At 63.5% G+C, this 13,900-nt stretch carries 15 protein-coding genes; 6 read left to right on the forward strand and 9 right to left on the reverse strand.

What is annotated here, in order from left to right:
* Positions 1-7 precede the first annotated feature (7 nt).
* The 5 genes from BEP01S_RS14600 to BEP01S_RS14620 all read right to left on the reverse strand — a co-directional run bounded on the left by BEP01S_RS14600 (position 8) and on the right by BEP01S_RS14620 (position 3,292).
* Positions 8-550 carry a hypothetical protein gene (locus BEP01S_RS14600; RefSeq protein ID WP_062244669.1) on the reverse strand — a complete coding sequence of 181 codons (543 nt, stop codon included), beginning with the start codon at positions 548-550 and terminating at the stop codon, positions 8-10.
* A 50-nt stretch (positions 551-600) separates the two neighbouring features.
* Entirely contained in the window at positions 601-921 is a 321-nt protein-coding gene (locus BEP01S_RS14605; protein WP_062244672.1) for a putative quinol monooxygenase, read from the reverse strand.
* A gap of 117 nt (positions 922-1,038) precedes the next feature.
* A complete protein-coding gene (locus BEP01S_RS14610) occupies positions 1,039-1,782 on the reverse strand; it encodes a class I SAM-dependent DNA methyltransferase (protein WP_241897123.1) in 744 nt (247 codons plus the stop codon).
* A 9-nt stretch (positions 1,783-1,791) separates the two neighbouring features.
* On the reverse strand, positions 1,792-2,394 hold the full coding sequence (locus BEP01S_RS14615) for a class I SAM-dependent methyltransferase (RefSeq protein ID WP_062244674.1): 603 nt from the start codon (positions 2,392-2,394) through the stop codon (positions 1,792-1,794).
* A gap of 22 nt (positions 2,395-2,416) precedes the next feature.
* Entirely contained in the window at positions 2,417-3,292 is an 876-nt protein-coding gene (locus BEP01S_RS14620) for a LysR family transcriptional regulator (protein WP_062244677.1), read from the reverse strand.
* 178 nt (positions 3,293-3,470) lie between these two features.
* On the opposite strand from BEP01S_RS14620, the gene BEP01S_RS14625 reads away from it, so the two are divergent.
* Together BEP01S_RS14625 and amaB are read left to right on the forward strand one after the other, a co-directional pair.
* Positions 3,471-4,691 (forward strand): NAD(P)/FAD-dependent oxidoreductase, encoded by a 1,221-nt coding sequence (locus BEP01S_RS14625; RefSeq protein ID WP_244882270.1) that lies wholly within the window; start codon positions 3,471-3,473, stop codon positions 4,689-4,691.
* A 103-nt stretch (positions 4,692-4,794) separates the two neighbouring features.
* Positions 4,795-6,330, forward strand: coding sequence for an L-piperidine-6-carboxylate dehydrogenase (gene amaB / locus BEP01S_RS14630; RefSeq protein WP_039206476.1), 1,536 nt, complete (start codon positions 4,795-4,797; stop codon positions 6,328-6,330).
* A 65-nt stretch (positions 6,331-6,395) separates the two neighbouring features.
* Here amaB and BEP01S_RS14635 read toward each other — a convergent pair whose 3' ends face one another.
* Complete coding sequence (locus BEP01S_RS14635) at positions 6,396-7,913, reverse strand: class I adenylate-forming enzyme family protein (RefSeq protein ID WP_062244680.1); 1,518 nt, start codon at positions 7,911-7,913, stop codon at positions 6,396-6,398.
* Between the two features lie 235 nt (positions 7,914-8,148).
* A complete protein-coding gene (locus BEP01S_RS14640) occupies positions 8,149-8,418 on the reverse strand; it encodes a hypothetical protein (protein WP_157070584.1) in 270 nt (89 codons plus the stop codon).
* A 206-nt stretch (positions 8,419-8,624) separates the two neighbouring features.
* Between BEP01S_RS14640 and map the strand changes: the two genes are divergently transcribed.
* The 3 genes from map (at position 8,625) to BEP01S_RS14655 (ending at position 11,313) form a co-directional block, all read left to right on the forward strand.
* The gene (map, locus tag BEP01S_RS14645; protein WP_062244686.1) at positions 8,625-9,392 is read left to right on the forward strand and encodes a type I methionyl aminopeptidase; all 768 of its coding nucleotides are present in this window, start codon (positions 8,625-8,627) and stop codon (positions 9,390-9,392) included.
* A 117-nt stretch (positions 9,393-9,509) separates the two neighbouring features.
* On the forward strand, positions 9,510-10,877 hold the full coding sequence (radA, locus tag BEP01S_RS14650; protein ID WP_062244689.1) for a DNA repair protein RadA: 1,368 nt from the start codon (positions 9,510-9,512) through the stop codon (positions 10,875-10,877).
* A gap of 43 nt (positions 10,878-10,920) precedes the next feature.
* Complete coding sequence (locus tag BEP01S_RS14655) at positions 10,921-11,313, forward strand: VOC family protein (RefSeq protein WP_039206470.1); 393 nt, start codon at positions 10,921-10,923, stop codon at positions 11,311-11,313.
* A 4-nt stretch (positions 11,314-11,317) separates the two neighbouring features.
* Here BEP01S_RS14655 and BEP01S_RS14660 read toward each other — a convergent pair whose 3' ends face one another.
* Positions 11,318-12,121: a hypothetical protein gene (locus BEP01S_RS14660; protein WP_244882272.1), complete on the reverse strand. Its 804-nt coding sequence runs from the start codon at positions 12,119-12,121 to the stop codon at positions 11,318-11,320.
* Positions 12,122-12,157: 36 nt separating this feature from the next.
* Between BEP01S_RS14660 and BEP01S_RS14665 the strand changes: the two genes are divergently transcribed.
* Complete coding sequence (locus BEP01S_RS14665) at positions 12,158-13,189, forward strand: iron-sulfur binding domain-containing protein (protein ID WP_039206467.1); 1,032 nt, start codon at positions 12,158-12,160, stop codon at positions 13,187-13,189.
* A gap of 21 nt (positions 13,190-13,210) precedes the next feature.
* On the opposite strand, the gene BEP01S_RS14670 is transcribed toward BEP01S_RS14665, so the two are convergent.
* The gene (locus tag BEP01S_RS14670) at positions 13,211-13,795 is read right to left on the reverse strand and encodes an amino-acid N-acetyltransferase (RefSeq protein ID WP_083532754.1); all 585 of its coding nucleotides are present in this window, start codon (positions 13,793-13,795) and stop codon (positions 13,211-13,213) included.
* Positions 13,796-13,900 lie beyond the last annotated feature (105 nt).

The following is a 13,900-nucleotide window of genomic DNA, read 5'->3' on the forward strand; positions in this document are numbered from 1 at the left end:
GGGACCGTCAGAGCCGCTTGAGCAGATCCTTGCCGAAGGCCCGCCATTCTTCGAGAGCCTCGGGGCTGGGCAGTTTCGATGCGGTGAGGACGAAGAGGGTCTTGTCTTCGCTCTTCGTCTCGGCAGCGGCTTCGACCTTGATGCCGCCGTCGAGGTTCGCTCGCCAGAAGGAGCGCTTCGCCGTCTCTGAGGTGCGGGGATCACCGTCGAGGGCCACCTCGTTGAGGGTGTCGCCGACCAGGGAGGCGAACTTTTCGATGAGTTCGGAACGGTCGCCGGGGATCGTGCGGGACACGGCCACGTCGAAGGTGCCGTCTGCGCGCTGGCCGGGCACGCGCCGGCCGATCTCCTGCTCATAGGCGACGACTGCGCCTTGGACCCACCAGCCATGGTTGTCGACTTTGCCGTCGAACTGGGGATAGAGAGCGTCGGCGAGTTCTTTGTGACTCGCCGACGCTCCCCCGGCCGCTTCGAGGCGAGCACGGGTGTCAGCCCATGGTTCGCCTAGGGCCTTCTCGATCGATGCGATGTTCTGCGCTTTGGTCGCCATAACAGAAGTCTATTCGCCCAATCGTTCCGAGTTGAAGGCCTAAAAGTCGATCAGTCGATCTTGAGTTCGCCCATCTCGTCCCAGCCTTCACCGTCGATCTTGCGGGAGATGATCTTCGGGGTCGAAGCCAGGTGCGGGCGCATGGCTTCGAGGCCAGCGGCGAAGTGATCGCTGGTGACGTGCGGTTCTGCACCTTCGTCCGTGAACGCCTCGACGAGGACGAACTCGTTCGGGTTCTCCAAGCTCTTCGACCATTCGAAGAAGAAGTTGCCGGGTTCGGCGCGGGTCGCTTCGGTGAAGGTCCGAACGGCTTCGGGGAACTTCTCGACGCTTTCGGGTTTCACGTCATACTTCACGACGATGAAGATCATAGTGGTCTCTCCTTCAGCTGTTTTGTGAGTGGTTCGACTTCAGCCTAGTTCGCTCTGTCGCCCGAATCGACCGGTATTCGGCAATCATGGCCGCCGCCGTCGTCTGGGGTGACCGGGTCAGCCGGGGTTCTTGACTGCTTCAATCACCATCAGCGGCTCCGAGGCCTTTCCAGTGAACGGCGTCCGGTCCCATGATCTCCACACATTAACGACCCGCAGACCGGCGGCGGTCAGATCTCGAACCAACGTATCGAAGGAGCGAAACTGCAGACGCTGAGTGGTTTCGACGATTCGGCCAGCATCGATGAAGTCATTTGAACAGGTCATCGTCACGATTCCGTTCGAGTCTGGTTCCGAGACGGTCTCAGTCTCCCGCAGTTTCCCCACTGCCGTATTCCTCACCTCTCGCGATGAGTTCCACTTGGTCCACGCCTCCGCCAGCGGATTGCGGGATTCGAAGACGAGTCTGCCGCCGGGTTTCAAGCCACGCGCAATGTCTCGAAGCGCAGAAGACCAAACTTCTCCGAGAATATGCATCGCCACATTCCCGCTCATGATGATCAGGTCATTGGCTTCGCGATCGATGAGTTCAGAGGTGCCCAATCGCCATTCGACGCAGTCTCCCCCGGGACGGGATTCGGCCCGGGCGAGCATCGCAGCCGCTGGGTCGATGCCGGCTACAATGCGACCGGGTCCGGCGAGAGTGACTGTGAGGATTCCCGTTCCGCAGCCGAGATCGGTGATGGACGCGGCCGATATCTCGTCGGCCACTGACCGAAAGTAGTCGTGATCAGCCCCGTCGGGATTGTCATCATCGTAGATCGCAGCGAGGAGCTCATCGTCATAAGCGCCGACGTCCATCCGCGCGGCTCACAGCCTTTCGGCGATGAGGACGATGAAGTCGCTGTCAGCCTCGAACGGGCGGAGTTCCCAGGTGGAGAACTTCTGGTCGATGAACATCCCCGTGGCTTTGACGTCTTCGATGAAATCGTCGAAGTCGTAGCCTCGACCGGCACCGAAGCCGGCGACGAAACGTCCGCCATGTTTGAGCGTTGACTTGATGTTGCCCAAGGTCTGCCGACGGGAGGAAGGATCGAGGAAAGACAGGACGTTTCCGGCGCAGAACGCCACGTCGATCTCATTGATCCCGGCACCGGCAAAATCGAAGTCGGCCAGGTCGCCTGTGTGCCATTCACCGCTGGGGAAGTCCTCCTCGGCGACGGAGATGAGGAATTCGTCGAGGTCGACACCGAAGACCGTGTGCCCTTCGTCGATGAGCAGTCCGCCGGCCCGTCCGGTACCGCAGCCGGCGTCGAGGATGCGCGAACCCCGCGGAGCCATGGCATTGACGAACCGGGCCTCACCGCCGATGTCATGCCCGGCAGCCGCGAGATCACGCCACCGCTGTGCGTAGTTCGCCGAATGGTCAGGGTTGGCCCTGCGTACCTTGTTCCACTGATGGTCGAAGCTCATGCCCACATCCTAGGCCGGAACCTCATGCGAAGAGTTCGGTGACCACCTCGGCGACGGCTCGGACGGGATCGCTGGGGTCCGGGGAGGTCAACACGATGATCTCGCGTCCGCCCGCCTCGGCAACGGGATGGAGGTCGACATCGGGCCCGCCCAACGACATCATGATCGGCGTCGCCAAGGTCAGGCCGAGCCCCGTTCCGGCGAGTGCCAACGCGACCGCGGTGTCCGTGACGATGTGGGTCTCCTTCGCATTGATTCCCAGCGCCGAGGTGGCCAACCGCATCGCGCGGCCGAAGAGTTCCTCGGCCGGTGGGAGGATCCAGTCGGCCTCGGCCAGTTCGGCATCGCTGGGTCGGGACGTCCCCGCGGGGACGACGATGCCGAAGTCCTCGTCCGCCACGGCCTCCCAGCGCAGCCCGCGCATGGGTGGCAGCGGCGCGGCCGGATAGTTGATACCTATCCCCAAATCGATGACGCCGTCGATGACGGCCGCCGACATGGTCTCGACGTTGATCTCCCGCGCCCGGACCTCGATATGCGGATAGCGCTGAGCCAATTCCCGCACTACCTTTGGCAACGCCGTCGTCGAGGCGGAGCCGAAGACGCCGAGGGTGACGATCGCTTCACTGCGGAAGTCCCGCCCAAGCATCGCCATCTCCGCCTGCTGCTGAGCGGCGAGGATACTCCGGGCCCTGGGCAGCAGAGTTCGCCCGGCTTCGGCGAGGACGAGTCCGCGACCACGCCGCCTGAACAGATCGGAATCAACGACTTTCCGCAGCGCGGCCATGTGCTGTGACACGGCCCCGACGCTGTAGCCGAGATGGTCGGCCGCCCGTGTCATCGATCCGAGCTCGGCCACAGCGACGAATGTGCGCAGCTGTCCCAGCGTCCACGTCATGGCAGCCACCCCCTGTCTTTAGGTTTCCTGAAAGCAGTGTTCACAAACTCTCCCTTGCCCTTAAGTGTGATGGCAACCACAATGAAGTCAAGACACAGACGCCGACATCGTCGTCGGCATTCTCCGCTGTCGGGGCGACCAATGGGGGTCGCCCCGACAGCAGACAGCGAGGTGAACCGTGGAATCTCCAACCGCATCGACCACCGCACCCGACACCGACGGGTCCGCTAGCACGACCGGGCCTCTGCCCACCGAAGCCTCCGTCGTCATCATCGGCGCCGGCGTCATGGGAGCTGCCATCGCCTTTCACCTGGCCGAACGCGGAGTCGAGGACATCGTCATCGTCGAACGCGACACTCCCGGAGCCGGATCGACGTCGAAGGCCGCCGGAGGGGTGCGTTGCCAGTTCTCCGACGAGGTCAACATCGCCTTGGCCGCCCGCGGGCTCGAGGTGCTGCGGAACTTCGAGGCCGATTTCGGCAACGACATCGATCTCGTCAGCAACGGCTACCTGTTCCTCCTCGACTCAGACGAGTGCGCCAGGACCTTCGCCGAGAACGTGGCACTCCAACAGAGGATGGGCTTGGATTCGCGGATGCTCACCCTCGCCGAGGTGGCCGAGCTGGCCCCGTTCGTCAACACCGAAGGGCTCGTGGCCGGGGCGTACAACCCCGGCGACGGTCACTGCACCCCCGAGGCCGTCGTCGCAGGCTTCGTCACCGCCGCCCGCGAGCGCGGAGTCACGGTGGTCAAGCACTGTGAGGTCACCGGTTTCGACACCGGCGGTGGGACGGGTCGCAGAGCCACCTCGGTGATCACGAATCAGGGCACGATCAACTGCGAACAGGTTGTCGTCGCTGCGGGAGCCTGGTCCGGACCCATCGGGGACATGGCCGGGGTCGACCTTCCGGTGAAGCCCCTGCGGCGGGAGATCATGGTCTCCGATCCCGTCGATTTCGACACCTCGCGGATGCCCTTCACGATCGACTTCACCACCAGCTACTACGTGCACCCGGAAGGGGCCGGACTGCTGTTCGGCTGCCCCGATGAGGTCGATGACTGGTCCTTCAACGACAAACGCGACCCGAACTGGCTGGCCACCCTGGCCGAGCACATCGAAGCCCGCACCCCGGAACTCGGCGACGTCGAAGCGAAGCACGGGTGGGCGGGACTCTATGAGATGACGCCCGACCACAATGCGCTCATCGGTGAGGCTGAAGAACTCCCGGGATTCTTCTACGCCTGCGGGTTCTCCGGCCACGGCTTCCTCATGGGTCCAGCCGTCGGGGAGGTCGTCGCGGACATCATGACCGGACGCACTCCCTTCGTCGATGTGTCGCCCTTGGACAAACGGCGCTTCACCACCACCGGACTCCGCAAGGAGCTCAACGTGATCTGAGTCCTCGCACACCCTCTCCTCCCACCCGACCTCCCCAACAACCATTAGTCACCACCGACCGGCCACGCCGCCGATCGACACAGCAGATGACGAAAGGACAGAAATGACCGCACTGCCCACCGATCAGACCATCACCGACCTCCTCACCTCAGGACTGAGCGCCTGCGGAGTGGACACCTCCGTACTCGAGGGGTCGGCCGCCTCGGCGAGCCTGTCTGCCCGCTCCCCCATCACTGGACAGAACCTCGGCACGATCGCCGCGGACACAGCGCAGACGGCGAGCGACAAGATCGCCGCAGCCCAGACCGCGTTCGAGACCTGGAGGGACGTGCCCGCGCCCGTCCGCGGCCAGCTGGCGCAGCGGTGGGGACAGCTGCTCGGCGAGCACAAGGAGGACCTGGCGAAGATCATCACCGTCGAAGCCGGCAAGACACCGTCGGAGGCGGCCGGTGAGGTGCAGGAGATGATCGATGTCTGCGAATTCGCACTCGGTCAGTCCCGGCAACTGTGGGGCAAGACCATGCCCAGCGAACGACCCGGTCACAGGCTCATGGAGACGTGGCACCCCCTCGGCGTCGTCGGGGTCATCTCCGCGTTCAACTTCCCCGTGGCCGTATATTCCTGGAACACCGCGCTGGCCCTGGTGGCCGGTGATGCGGTCGTGTGGAAGCCGTCGGAGAACGCCGTGCTCGCAGCCCTGGGGGCACAGTCCTTGCTGGCCCGGGCCGCCGCCGAGGTGGGGGCTCCGGAGAACCTCGCACCTGTCCTCATCGGTGGCCGGGACATCGGCGATGTCATGGTCCGCGATGAACGCGTGGCCTTGGTCTCGGCGACGGGATCGGTCCGGATGGGACGCGAGGTCGGACCGGTCGTAGCCGAGCGCTTCGGTAAGATCCTGCTCGAACTCGGCGGCAACAATGCCGCCATCGTCGCCCCGAGTGCCGACATCGATCTGGCACTGCGTGGAGTGGTCTTCGCAGCAGCCGGCACCGCCGGTCAGAGGTGCACGACTCTGCGGCGGCTCATCGTGCACGAATCCATCGCCGATGAGTTCGTCGACAAGGTCGTCGCCGCATATAAGACACTGAGCATCGGCTCGCCCACCGAGGACGGAGTGCTCGTGGGACCGCTCATCAATTCGGCGTCGTACGACGGAATGCAGGCGGCTCTCAAGCAGGCAGAGGCAGAGGGCGGCGAGGTCCTGTGCGGAGGCGGCAGGGTGCTCGCCGATGAGCGCCCGGACGCCCACTACGTCGAGCCTGCCGTGGTGCGGATGCCCAGCCAGACTGCGGTGGTCAAGGACGAGACGTTCGCGCCGATCCTCTACGTCATCACGTATTCGGATCTCGATGAGGCACTGAAGATCCATAACGATGTTCCGCAGGGACTGTCCTCGGCGATCTTCACCGCCGAACTCGCCGAGTCCGAGAAGTTCCTGTCCCGCTCCGACTGCGGAATCGCCAACGTCAACATCGGCACCTCGGGTGCTGAGATCGGCGGTGCCTTCGGTGGTGAGAAGGAGACCGGCGGCGGACGGGAGTCCGGTTCGGATTCGTGGAAGGCCTATATGCGCCCGGCCACGAACACGATCAACTACTCCGGCGAACTGCCGCTGGCGCAGGGAGTGGAGTTCCTCTGACCAGGTAGGGGTACAGCAAGCGGGCGTCGGTCAGTGGCCGACGCCCGCTTGCTGTGGTCACACGATCATTCGCTGAGCTTGCGGCGCATCAGCTTGCCTGACGAGGTCGTCGGCAGAGATTCCCGGAACCGCACCTCTCTGGGTCGCTTATACGCGGCGAGTTGGTCCTTGCAGAATTCGAGGATGTCCTCGGCGGTGGGAGCAGTTCCCTCGCGGACGACCACATGGGCGACTGCGATCTCGCCCTTGACGTCATCGGGTTCGCGTCCGACGGCGACCATGGCCACGTCGGGATGCTGGGCGACGACGCGTTCGATCTCAGCCGGATAGACGTTGTATCCGCCGGTGAAGATCACGTCCTTGAGTCGGTCGACGATGAAGATGTGCCCGGTCTCGTCAAGGTAGCCGACATCGCCGGTGTGCAGCCAGCCATCGGCGTCGATGGTCTCGGCCGTGGCTTCGGGCCGACCGTAGTAGCCGAGCATGACCAGCGGTCCTCTGACGACGACTTCGCCCGGCTCGCCCTGCGGCACCGCACCTGTTCCTCCGTCGATCGGGGCGATGGCGATATCGAGCGTCGGCAGCGATACGCCGATCGAGCCGGGAGTCGAAGGGGCCAATGCCGAATGTGTCGTGCCCAGCCCGGACAGTTCAGTCATGCCCCACAGATCGAGCAGCGGAGCCCCGGTGAGCTTCTCCCATTTCTCGATGATGATCGGTGAGAAAGTCTGTCCGCCGACGGTGGAGAGTCGGACCGTGCCGAAATCCGTCGTTTCGGCCGCCGAGGAGGCGATCATCATCGAATACATCGCCGGGACGCCCTCGATGACCGTCACGCTCTTATCTGCAACGGTCTGCAGCGCATCCTTCGGGTCGAATCGTTCTTTGAGGACGGCCGTGCCGCCGGCCAACAGAGTTCCGTTGACGGCGACGTTGCCGTACACGTGCGCCAGGGGAAGCGCTGAGAAGGAGACCTCGGAGTCGAGTTTGCCATGCATCGTGGCCGTGTAGGAGCAGTTGAGGAGCACGCTCTGCAGGCTCTGCATCGCGCCCTTCGGATGCCCTGTGGTGCCTGAGGTGTAGCCGATGCTGCCGAGATCCGTCGGCTGGCGATCCGGCAGTTCGACATCCTCGGTGGAGGCGCCTTCGATCATCTTGTCCCACTGATCGTCGAAGGTGATGGCGAAGTCGAGCTGTTCGAGGCCTTCGATGGCAGCGCCGACCCGTTCCTTCTCCGCACCACCGAGGAACAGTCCGATCGCTTCGCAGTCATTGAGCACGTACTTGAGTTCGTGACCGCTGAGCATGACATTGACCGGGTTGACCACTCCCCCGGCTTTGAGGATGCCGTGGTAGGTCACCAGCCAACGCCAACTGTTCTGGCCGAACAGGGAGACGACCGCCCCGTCCTTGACGCCGCGGGAACGCAGCACCACAGCCACAGCGTTCGAACTTTCGTTGAGTTCCCGATAGGTCATCGTCGTCTCATCAGTGATGAGTGCGGTCTTGTCCGGATTCCGCTGTGCGGCCCAGGGAAGCAGTTCGGCGAGACTCACCTTCGGGCGAGGCAGGCGGGCCGTCATCGCTGATCACCCGCGGTGCGTTCGATCGCCAAGAGTGGTGAGTGGACGGGGGTGCTGATGACAGCAGACATGTGGCCTCCTTGCCATAGCCGGAACTTACGTTCCAGCAGAACGTAGCAGCAACATGCTATCTCCGTTCACAGCGCCCGAGTGCCGCCGGATCACGCCTTGGAGTTGCCGGTCGGCGGGCCGATCTGCTGGTTCGTCGCGCGACCACAGGAATCGGACACCAGCCTCAGCTGAGGGAGCTGGAGTGCACGTCGCCCTCAGTTGCATGGTCTGGCGCGTCCGAACGCTCCTTCACTGCCGCGTCAGCACGCCCTCCCTCTGCCGATTCCCGTCGCTTGTAGTCGCGGAGAGTGAAAGCGAGACAGAGCAATGCGCAGGCGGGAAATACGATGAGCGAAAGAATCCAGGGTCCGCCTGTCCGGAGGTCCTCTTCTCCTGCCAGCACCCAGACCGCGAGGCTCATGCCCGCGCTGAACGCCATGATGATGTACCTCATGCCCCGCACCCTACGTATCGGGGAACAACAGCACAAGTCTTCTTGCAGGAAATTCGAGCAACTGCGAGAATTCTCTGCCTCTCACTGACCTGTCTCCTTGCCCACAGATCCGGGTGCGACCGCGACTTCGGGACCGCCGAGTACTAAAATCGTGTCTGGACCTGTGAACGCCGTTGAACCCTGCACCTTGCTGAAGGAGACCACCTGTGATTGAGCTGAAGACGCCCGCCGAGATCGACAAGATGGCGGTGACCGGCCGTTTCATCGCGAAGACCTTGGCCGAGCTGACCTCGATCGCAGAACCGGGCATGGACATCATGCACCTGGAGAAGACCGCACGGAAGCTCATCGACGATGCCGGCGCGAAGTCCTGCTACTGGGATTACGCCCCGTCCTTCGGCTCCGGCCCCTTCCGCAATGTCATCTGCCTGTCCGTCAATGACGGCGTCCTGCACGGCAAACCGCACAGCTATGTGCTGAAGGACGGCGATCTGCTCACCCTCGACTTCGCCGTATCCATCGACGGCTGGGTCGCCGACGCCGCACGCTCCACCGTCGTCGGCAACGGCAGCGAAGAGGACCAGCGCCTCATCGACACCACGTGGGCCGGCCTCGAAGCCGGAATCGGTGCCGCCCAAGCCGGGAACCGCCTCGGCGATATCTCCAAGGCCATCGGTGACGTCGCCGATTCCCACCGCATCCCCGTCAACCTCGACTTCGGCGGGCACGGCCTCGGCCACACGATGCACGAGGATCCGCACGTGCCCAACCGCGGCAAGGGCGGTCGCGGGCTCGTCCTCAAGCCCGGACTGACCCTGGCGATCGAACCGTGGTGGTCGTTCACGTCGAAGAAGCTCACCGTCGACAAGGACGGCTGGACCCTGCGTCTGGCCGACGGTTCGAATGGTGCGCATTCGGAGAACACGATCGCCATCACCGAGGATGGTCCCCGAATCCTCACCGCGCTCGACTGACCGAACTGCCGCACTCTGGACGCAAGGGGCGCCCGACGAACTCATCGTCGGGCGCCCCTTCGCCTTTGTCAAAGCTATCCGGACTCCCATGTCAGTGGCCCGTGCCAGAATTGCGGTATGTCTTTCACGTGCTCGGAATGCGGCTATGCGACGGTCAAATGGTTGGGACGCTGTCCCGAATGCCAGGCCTGGGGCACTCTTGAGGAAAAGGGTGCGAACTCGTCGAAAGTGAAGACGAAGGTCAAGAAGTCCAATGCGGCGAAGCCGATCAGCGAGATCGACTCGACGCTCGCGCAGGCGAGGTCGACGTTCGTCCCCGAGTTCGATCGGGTTCTCGGCGGTGGCATCGTCCCCGGAGCCGTCGTCCTGCTCTCGGGAGAACCCGGAGTCGGCAAGTCGACGCTGCTTCTCGACGTCGCCGCGAAGATCGCGATGTTCGGGGTCAAGGTCCTCTACGTCACCGGTGAGGAATCTGCCGGGCAGGTTCGCCTGCGTGCAGAACGGATCAACGCTCTGGCCGACTCGCTTCTCCTCGCCGCCGAGACCGATCTGGGATCGGTGCTGGGAATGATCGAATCCGAACAGCCGGAGCTGCTCGTCGTCGACTCGATCCAGACGCTGGCCTCCTCCGAGGTCGAAGGCATCCCCGGCGGAGTCACCCAGGTCCGCGAAGTCGCCTCCGCCCTCATCCGAGAGGCCAAGGCCCGGTCTCTGCCGACAGTGCTCGTCGGCCACATCACGAAGGACGGCACCATCGCCGGCCCGCGCCTCCTCGAACACCTCGTCGATGTCGTGTGCACCTTCGAAGGTGAGAGGCATTCGCGTCTGCGCATGCTGCGAGCGGTGAAGAACCGCTTCGGCCCCACCGACGATGTCGGCTGCTTCGATATGGAGGAGAACGGGATCAAGAGCCTGGAGGATCCGTCGGGGCTGTTCCTCTCCCGCAGCGGCGCGAACCCGCCGGGAACGTGCCTGACGGTGACGCAGGAGGGCAAGCGTCCGCTGCTCGTCGAAGTCCAATCGCTCATCACCGAATCCGCCGGGGGTCAGTCCCGCCGGTCCGTCTCCGGAGTCGACTCCTCCCGTGTGGCGATGATGTTGGCCGTGCTCAGCCAGAACGTCGCACAGGCGAACCTCGCCAAGAGCGATGTCTTCACCGCCACGGTCGGTGGGGCGAAGCTGTCGGAACCGGCCAGCGACTTGGCGATCTGCATGTCCCTGGCCTCCGCAATGCTCGGCAAATCACTGGCTCGCCAACTCGTCGCGATCGGCGAGGTCAGTCTGTCCGGCGAGATCCGAAACGTCCCCAACCTGGGCCAACGCCTCAACGAAGCCAAACGCCTCGGCATCACTCACGCGGTCGTGGCTAAGGGAGCGATGACCAACGTGGCGGCACCGGAGAAGATGAAAGTCGAGGAGTGCGAGCACATCGCTGGGGCGGTCGAACTGATGCTGACGAAACAGGCAGTTCGGGGTGAGATTTGAGAAAGTTCGGGACTTTCGCACGGTTTTGAAGCATCCTGGTGTCATGACCACGACAGTTTTTCCAGCATTCCGGACCACCGATGCGGCAGCGACGATCGAACTGCTGATCACGCTCGGATTCACCGAAAGACTGATCGTGCGCAATGAGCAGGATCCTGCACTCGTCGATCATGCCGAATTCGCGCTCGGCGACACCGGCGGAATCATGTTCGGCTCGGTCCGCAACGACGGGTCGGCGCTCGACGCGGTGGGCGGTGGCTCGATCTATGTCGTCGTCGACACCGAACGCGAAGTCGACCGGCTCTACCAGGAGATTGTTGACCTGGGACATGCGATCGTCCGACCGGTTGCGACTCAGGAACACGGCGGCCGCGAATTCGACTTCCGCGACCACGATGGAAACTCGTGGGGAGTCGGGTCCTACCGAGGCGCCTGAGGACTCAGTCCTGCGGCTCCTCTGACTTCTGATCACCCGAGGAATCCGTCTCGCCTGAATCCTCCGCCGACTTCTTCTCCTCGTCCGCTTTCTTCTTCTCCTCCGCGGCCTTCTTCTCCTTGGCCTTGGTGGCGGCATCCTTTTCGAGCGTGAACTTCGTCGGTTCGCTCTTCTTGTCGTCGAGCTTCACGATGAGCTCATAGTCGCCGGGGGCGAAGTCATCGTCGGTGCGGTTGCAGTTTTTGTCGACCTTGATCCGGTTCCACTTGAGCTTTGCGGTCTTCTCCGACTCAGGAGCGAACTCGGTGGAGGCCTCTGCATTCTCGTCTTTCGCTGCTGCACAGTACTCCGACGACCACACGACGTCACCGCCCTTTTCGACGATGAATTCCTGCTTTTCGGTGCCGACCTCGATGAGGCACGTTGCGGTGTGCCTGTTCTCGATGACCATGCCGAATTCGGGTTCTTTCCCGTCCTTCACGGATTTCGGATCGACCTTTGCCTTGAGTGAGACCTTGTCCTCGGGGCACTTTCCGCTCGCTGCCTTCTCATCCGGCACCGGTGCCGCGGTCGTCGTCTCCGCCGGGGTCGTCTCCTCTGCTGCGACCTTGTCCGAGCCGTCGCTGCCACCACCGATGGCCTTGACGATGCCGACGATTCCGAGGACCAGGAGTCCTACGACGACGAGGCTGAGCACACCGAGTGTGATGCGGCGTCTGCGGTACACGTGAGCAGGCAGCTTCCCGCTAGACTGGCGAGGCTGCCCGGCAGCTCTGTTCGGCTGCGAACCACGATTGGAAGGAGTCATCGCTTTGAGCCTAGGCCGAAGCGAATGAGCATCCAAATGACACACCGAGCCGGTCCCGAAACGAAATCCTCCGGGTCGTCAGCCGCCTTCCCCGAGGTGGCCGAACCTGAACTCAGACGAGTCCAGGACACCATCATCACCTGGTTCGAAGAAGCCGCCCGTGACCTGCCCTGGAGGCATCCGAACACAAGCGCCTGGGCGATCCTCGTCAGCGAGATCATGTCCCAGCAGACCCCTGTATCCAGGGTGGAGCCCAGGTGGCGTGCCTGGATGGACAGGTGGCCGACACCAGCTGACCTCGCTGCCGCATCGACTGCCGAAGTCCTCCACGCCTGGGACCGGCTGGGATACCCGCGCCGGGCCCTCCGGCTGCAGGAAGCCGCCGAAGTCATCGCAGCGGACCTGGACAACCAGGTCCCCGAGACGACCGAAGAACTCGAACGCCTGCCGGGCATCGGTTCATACACCGCAGCTGCGGTCTCCTCCTTCGCCTTCGGCCGCAAGACGACCGTCCTGGACACGAACGTGCGTCGAGTCCTCATCCGTCTCTTCGCGGGCCGAGAGCGCCCCACCACCTCACCCGGCCGGAAGGAGACCGCTTGGGCGTCGGGCTTCGTTCCCGAGGACAAGCATGTGGAGTGGAATGCCGGAGTCATGGAGTTCGGGGCCCTCGTCTGCACGGCACGCAATCCCGACTGCCCTGCCTGCCCGCTCCAGGACATCTGCACGTGGAACCAATTGGGCAGGCCCGCCTCGGCGACGAAGCCGAAGACTCAGAAGTGGGCGGGCACGGATCGACAGCTGCGCGGAGCGATCATGGACGTCCTCAAGGCCGCACATGCCGCCGGGGATGACCGGCACGGCGTCAGCCTCGACGTCTTCACCACCTCGGTGACTGATTTCGATCCCACGCTCGCCGAATCTCTGGCGGAATCGACGGCCGCAGCGGTGGCACGAGTGCGTGAACTCAGTGCCGACAAGGACAGGATCTCTCGGCTCATCACCGATCTCGTCACCGACGGACTGGCACAACAGATCGACGGCCGTTTGGCACTGCCGAACCGGTGAGAGGTTCGACCAGTATCTGCCTCAGAGGTATTTGATCATCCGCGAGTTGCCCAGGGTGTTCGGTTTGACCCGGGCCAGGTCGAGGAACTCTGCGACGCCCTCATCGGTGGAGTGAAGCAGCTCGACGTAGACCTCGGGTGAGACGGGGATGCCCTTGATCGGCTCGAACCCGAGCGATCCGAAGAATCCAGTTTCGAAGGTCAGGCAGAACACCCGGTCGACACCGATCTCACGGGCATCGGCGAGCAGCTGTCGGATGATCGCCTTGCCCACTCCCCTGCCTCGATAGTCCGGTGAGGAGGCGACAGTGCGGGCCTCGGCGAGGTCCGACCAGATGATATGCAGGGCGCCACAGCCGGCGAGGATCTCAGAACCATCGGGCTGTGGGTCGACGACCAGCCAGAACTCCTGCAGCGATTCGAAGTACGTCACTGTGTCCTTGGCGAGCAGGATCCGCTGTTCGGCCAGCGGGGCGACCAGGGCTTCGATTCCTTTGACATCACCGGTCCTGGCCCGTCGCAGGTACAGGCCTCCGGGGAGTTCGTGTTTGGAGTGGTGGTCCGCGGAGATCCGTCCGTGATCGAAGGTGCCTTCATCAGTGCTCATACCGACATTCAACACCATCATCAGGGGCGGACACGAAAGAGTCCGGGGAGCCGGCTGCTGCCGACTCCCCGGACTCTTAATTGTCATCCGAGAAGGTGACGAACG

Source organism: Brevibacterium epidermidis NBRC 14811, assembly GCF_001570805.1.
In the GTDB taxonomy this organism is placed as follows: Bacteria; Actinomycetota; Actinomycetes; order Actinomycetales; family Brevibacteriaceae; genus Brevibacterium; species Brevibacterium epidermidis.

Excerpts from the sequence above, each read along its gene's own strand:
- BEP01S_RS14600 (WP_062244669.1), bottom strand. The coding sequence starts at position 550 with ATGGCGACCAAAGCGCAGAACATCGCATCGATCGAGAAGGCCCTAGGC.
- BEP01S_RS14605 (WP_062244672.1), bottom strand. The coding sequence starts at position 921 with ATGATCTTCATCGTCGTGAAGTATGACGTGAAACCCGAAAGCGTCGAG.
- BEP01S_RS14610 (WP_241897123.1), bottom strand. The coding sequence starts at position 1,782 with ATGGACGTCGGCGCTTATGACGATGAGCTCCTCGCTGCGATCTACGAT.
- BEP01S_RS14615 (WP_062244674.1), bottom strand. The coding sequence starts at position 2,394 with ATGAGCTTCGACCATCAGTGGAACAAGGTACGCAGGGCCAACCCTGAC.
- BEP01S_RS14620 (WP_062244677.1), bottom strand. The coding sequence starts at position 3,292 with ATGACGTGGACGCTGGGACAGCTGCGCACATTCGTCGCTGTGGCCGAG.
- amaB (WP_039206476.1), top strand. The coding sequence starts at position 4,795 with ATGACCGCACTGCCCACCGATCAGACCATCACCGACCTCCTCACCTCA.
- BEP01S_RS14635 (WP_062244680.1), bottom strand. The coding sequence starts at position 7,913 with ATGACGGCCCGCCTGCCTCGCCCGAAGGTGAGTCTCGCCGAACTGCTT.
- BEP01S_RS14640 (WP_157070584.1), bottom strand. The coding sequence starts at position 8,418 with ATGAGGTACATCATCATGGCGTTCAGCGCGGGCATGAGCCTCGCGGTC.
- radA (WP_062244689.1), top strand. The coding sequence starts at position 9,510 with ATGTCTTTCACGTGCTCGGAATGCGGCTATGCGACGGTCAAATGGTTG.
- BEP01S_RS14655 (WP_039206470.1), top strand. The coding sequence starts at position 10,921 with ATGACCACGACAGTTTTTCCAGCATTCCGGACCACCGATGCGGCAGCG.
- BEP01S_RS14660 (WP_244882272.1), bottom strand. The coding sequence starts at position 12,121 with ATGACTCCTTCCAATCGTGGTTCGCAGCCGAACAGAGCTGCCGGGCAG.
- BEP01S_RS14665 (WP_039206467.1), top strand. The coding sequence starts at position 12,158 with ATGACACACCGAGCCGGTCCCGAAACGAAATCCTCCGGGTCGTCAGCC.
- BEP01S_RS14670 (WP_083532754.1), bottom strand. The coding sequence starts at position 13,795 with ATGAGCACTGATGAAGGCACCTTCGATCACGGACGGATCTCCGCGGAC.